Origin of the sequence: uncultured Meiothermus sp., from assembly GCF_937863175.1 — a bacterium.
GTDB lineage: Bacteria > Deinococcota > Deinococci > Deinococcales > Thermaceae > Meiothermus.
The window spans coordinates 1-3,841 of the sequence record NZ_CALMCQ010000189.1; the positions used below are offsets into that span (position 1 = coordinate 1).

The 3,841-nt window shown below is 58.6% G+C and carries 4 protein-coding genes; 3 read left to right on the top strand and 1 reads right to left on the bottom strand.

Annotation, left to right across the window (positions count from 1 at the left end):
• The coding region (locus Q0288_RS07345) for a glutamine synthetase III (protein WP_299429226.1) at window positions 1-1,435 on the bottom strand (1,435 nt) is incomplete at its 3' end.
• A 288-nt stretch (window positions 1,436-1,723) separates the two neighbouring features.
• On the opposite strand from Q0288_RS07345, the gene Q0288_RS07350 reads away from it, so the two are divergent.
• From Q0288_RS07350 to Q0288_RS07360, 3 genes are all read left to right on the top strand, one after another.
• The gene (locus tag Q0288_RS07350; protein ID WP_299429228.1) at window positions 1,724-2,488 is read left to right on the top strand and encodes an NUDIX domain-containing protein; all 765 of its coding nucleotides are present in this window, start codon (window positions 1,724-1,726) and stop codon (window positions 2,486-2,488) included.
• Entirely contained in the window at window positions 2,485-3,561 is a 1,077-nt protein-coding gene (locus tag Q0288_RS07355) for a bifunctional nicotinamide-nucleotide adenylyltransferase/Nudix hydroxylase (RefSeq protein ID WP_299429230.1), read from the top strand. Before Q0288_RS07350 ends, Q0288_RS07355 begins: the two co-directional genes overlap by 4 nt.
• A gap of 97 nt (window positions 3,562-3,658) precedes the next feature.
• Window positions 3,659-3,841 (top strand): nicotinamide phosphoribosyltransferase domain-containing protein (locus tag Q0288_RS07360; protein WP_299429232.1); only part of this gene is annotated, 183 nt, incomplete at its 3' end.

Consider the following 3,841-nt stretch of genomic DNA (forward strand, 5'->3'; position numbering starts at 1 on the left):
TGCCCACCGCACGGAACTCAAACTTGTTGCCGGTGAAGGCAAAGGGCGAGGTGCGGTTGCGGTCGCCAGCGTGCTTGGGCAGTGGGGGCAGAACCGGGGTGCCGAGCTCGAGGGTTCCCGCCTTCTTACCCGAACCGCCTTTTCCGTTGGATAGCCGATCAAAGATATCGGTGAGCTGGTCTCCCAGGAAAATTGACATAATCGCCGGAGGTGCTTCGTTTGCACCCAGACGGTGATCGTTGGAAGCTCCCGATACGCTGATGCGCAGCAAGTCCTGGTGCGTGTCCACGGCCTTGATCACCGCGGCGCAGAAGAACAGGAATTGCAGGTTGTCGTGGGGGGTATCGCCGGGCTCGAGCAGGTTGATACCGGTATCGGTAGCCATACTCCAGTTGCAGTGCTTGCCGGAACCGTTGATGCCCGCAAAGGGCTTCTCATGCAGCAGAGCGACCAGGCCATAGCGGCGGGCGGTGTTGCGCAGGATCTGCATGATGAGCTGCTGGTGGTCAGCAGCGATGTTCGATGGCTCAAAAATGGGCGCGATTTCGAACTGACCCGGGGCTACCTCATTGTGGCGGGTCTTGACCGGAACCCCGAGCGCATAGAGCTGGTTTTCCGCATCGGTCATGAAGGACAATACCCGGTCGGGGATGGAGCCGAAGTAGTGGTCCTCGAGTTCCTGTCCGCGCGGCGGCCTGGCCCCAAACAGGGTACGACCCGTCATGACCAGATCGGGGCGTCGGTAGTAAAACTCCTCGTCAATCAGGAAGTACTCCTGTTCAGCTCCCAGAGTGGAGAAAACCTTTTCTGCATCTACCGCAAAGTGTTTGAGGGCACGCTGGACACTCCTGTCGAGGGCTTCGATGGAGCGCAGCAGGGGGGTTTTGAGGTCGAGGGCCTCGCCGGTCCAACTGGCAAAGGCCGTGGGAATACACAGGGTCGCACCGTTGGAGTGCCACATGATGAAGGCCGGCGAGGTGGGATCCCAGGCAGTGTATCCCCGCGCCTCGAAAGTGGCCCGCAGACCCCCCGAGGGAAACGAAGAGGCATCGGGTTCGGCCTGGATCAGTTCTTTTCCGGTGAAAGAGGCAATGACTTTCCCTTCAGAGACCGGCGAGTAAAAGCTATCGTGTTTCTCAGCGGTAAAGCCAGTGAGGGGATGAAACCAGTGGGTGTAGTGGGTGGCCCCTTTCTCCAACGCCCATTTCTTCATGGCCAGCGCGACCGTATCGGCGATACTGGGGTCGAGCGGGGTGCCTTTATCCATGGTGGCCTGGAGCGACTTCCAGACCGGCCTGGAAACCAGCTCGCGCAGTTCATCTATATCCAGCACATCGCTGGCAAATACCTCGCCTGCAATGTCGCTGGAAACCTTGCGTACATCCTTGAACCGCCAGTTGCGGGCTGCCGAGATTACATCAAATTCGTGGTTCACATTGCCTCCGTGGGAGCGGTGTCCGATCGTTTCCCTCCGCAACTTAGCTGCTCATTGCATCTAACTACTCGAGAGTCAACGTCCTCGCGGTCGGCCGCTTAAGTCAACACATTACCATAAACTGGCGAAAATCAACATATCTGCCCAATCAAAACGATCAAGCGTCACAGAATTTGTGTGCATTCTGCATTTATGGTAACCCCTCCACCGGTTGAATGGTAGCTTCTTGACTTATCTCTATTTTGCATATATGCTCTTTGCATATAAGATACTGGGGTAGAACCGGGGATGATCAAGCGCAACAACGAAGAACAGCACGGCCTGGATGGCCACGATGTTACAGGGTTTGATCGGCTCTCGGTAACGGTGGATGTGGTCATCCTGACCCTACGAGAAGGGCTTCTGGAAGCCCTGCTGGTCAAGCGCAAGGAGCACCCTTTCCTCAACTACTGGAGCCTGCCGGGTGGTTTTGTACAAATGCACGAATCGCTGGACGAAGCCGCCGCACGGGTTCTGCGACAAAAAGCCGGGCTGGAAGGAGTGGTGGGAAGTGCGGGAAGAGATGAAACCCGCCATCACCCGATCTACCTGGAGCAGCTCTACACGTTTGGCAATCCCCAGCGCGATCCCCGTATGCGCACCATCAGCGTGGCCAGCTACGCGCTGGTAGAAGCCAGTCACATTCGAGAAATCCCCGATGAAAGGGCACTTTTCAAGCTGCGCATCCCCCAGGGAGAGGGTGGGGTGGAAATTTTTGACGGAAGGCATAAAAAGTATTCGCTGGCTTTCGACCATGCCGAGATTCTGGGGGTCGCGATCAAGCGCATCCGGGGCAAACTCGAGTACACCCCCATCGGCTTCGAGTTGCTGCCTGGGCGCTTTACGCTGCGCCAATTGCAGGCCGTACACGAGACCGTACTGCAGAAAAAGCTCAACAAAGACTCCTTCCGGCGCAAGGTGCTGGCCTCGGGGTTGCTGGAGGCCACCGGGGAACTCGAGAGCGGAACCGGGTTCCGGCCAGCCGAGCTATACCGATTTCGGAGGGAAGTATGAAGACCGCAGTATTCATTGGGCGTTTTCAACCCCCCCACCTGGCCCACCTCGAGACCATGACCCGCGCGTTGGCCCGCTTCGAACAGCTGGTTGTGGTGATTGGCAGCGCCCTCTGCTATCCCACCCCCAAAAACCCTTTCAGTGCCGAACAGCTCGAGGCGATGATCCGGGAAAGTCTGCGCGGAGGAGCCGGCAGGCGGGGGGACAGGGGAGAAAAAGACCCGGGCCGCCTCTCCTCCCACCCGTTTCTCGACGCTCCACCCTCAACGCAAGACCCTCGACTCCACTTCGTGCCCATCCCGGACGACTTTTACGACGACCCTCGCTGGTTTCGTTCGGTACGCTCCGCGGTCGAAGCGATCGCGGGCAAAGACGCCGATATCTGCATCACCGGCTTCGACAAGGACCAGAGCAGCTACTACCTGCATGGCTTCGGCAACTGGCCCTTCGAGCCCAGCGGGGTGGTGAGCAAACTCAACGCCACAGACGTGCGGAATAGCTATTTTGCTGGCGGAAACGAGTGGAAAACGATGGTCCCAGAAGCCGTGCGACGGTTCATGGAGCATTTCGCCACCACCTCTGAATTCAGCCGTCTCCAAGCAGAGTGGAAAACGCTCGAGCACTTCCGCTGGCTCGATCAGCGCTACCCCTATCCCATCGTGCACGTCGCTACCGATGCCATGGTGCTGGCCCAGGGGCAGGTGCTTCTGGTCGAGCGGGGTGGGTCGCTCAGCAAAGGGGCCTGGGCGCTGCCGGGCGGTTATGTGGAGTTGAAGGAGACCCTGCTGGAGTCTGCTCTACGCGAACTGCAGGAAGAAACCGGCTTACAACTGCAACCCCCGCTGCTCAAGGCCACCAAAGCCTTTGACTACCCTGGCCGTAGCCTGCGCGGCAGGGTCATCAGCCACGGCCACTACTTCGATCTGGACGACACCCCGCCCCCCCCCGTTCATGGTCAGGACGACGCCTCCAGAGCCTTCTGGCTCTCCCTCAGTGAACTGCCCCGGCACCAGGCCCGTTTCTTCGAAGATCACTACCAGGAAATTCGCTGGTTCGTGGAACGGCATTTGTAAGCGAGGTCGAGGCTCGAGGGCCGAAGTAGAAAAGTCGGAGGCTAACGGCAAGCAGCTGTCCCACCTGGTTCTCAAACTTCTGGCGAAAGGAACGTCCATGAAACCCCTCAACCCCCACAACCTGATCCTCAATACCGATAGCTACAAAGCCAGCCACTTTGCCCAGTTTCCCCAGGGTATGACCTTCGGGAGCTGGTACATCGAGAGCCGGGGCGGCGACTCCAACTTTGTGCGCTTCTTCGGTCTACAAGCCTTCTTGATGGAATACCTATCCCGGGGG

Excerpts from the sequence above, each read along its gene's own strand:
- Q0288_RS07350 (WP_299429228.1), top strand. The coding sequence starts at position 1,724 with ATGATCAAGCGCAACAACGAAGAACAGCACGGCCTGGATGGCCACGAT.
- Q0288_RS07355 (WP_299429230.1), top strand. The coding sequence starts at position 2,485 with ATGAAGACCGCAGTATTCATTGGGCGTTTTCAACCCCCCCACCTGGCC.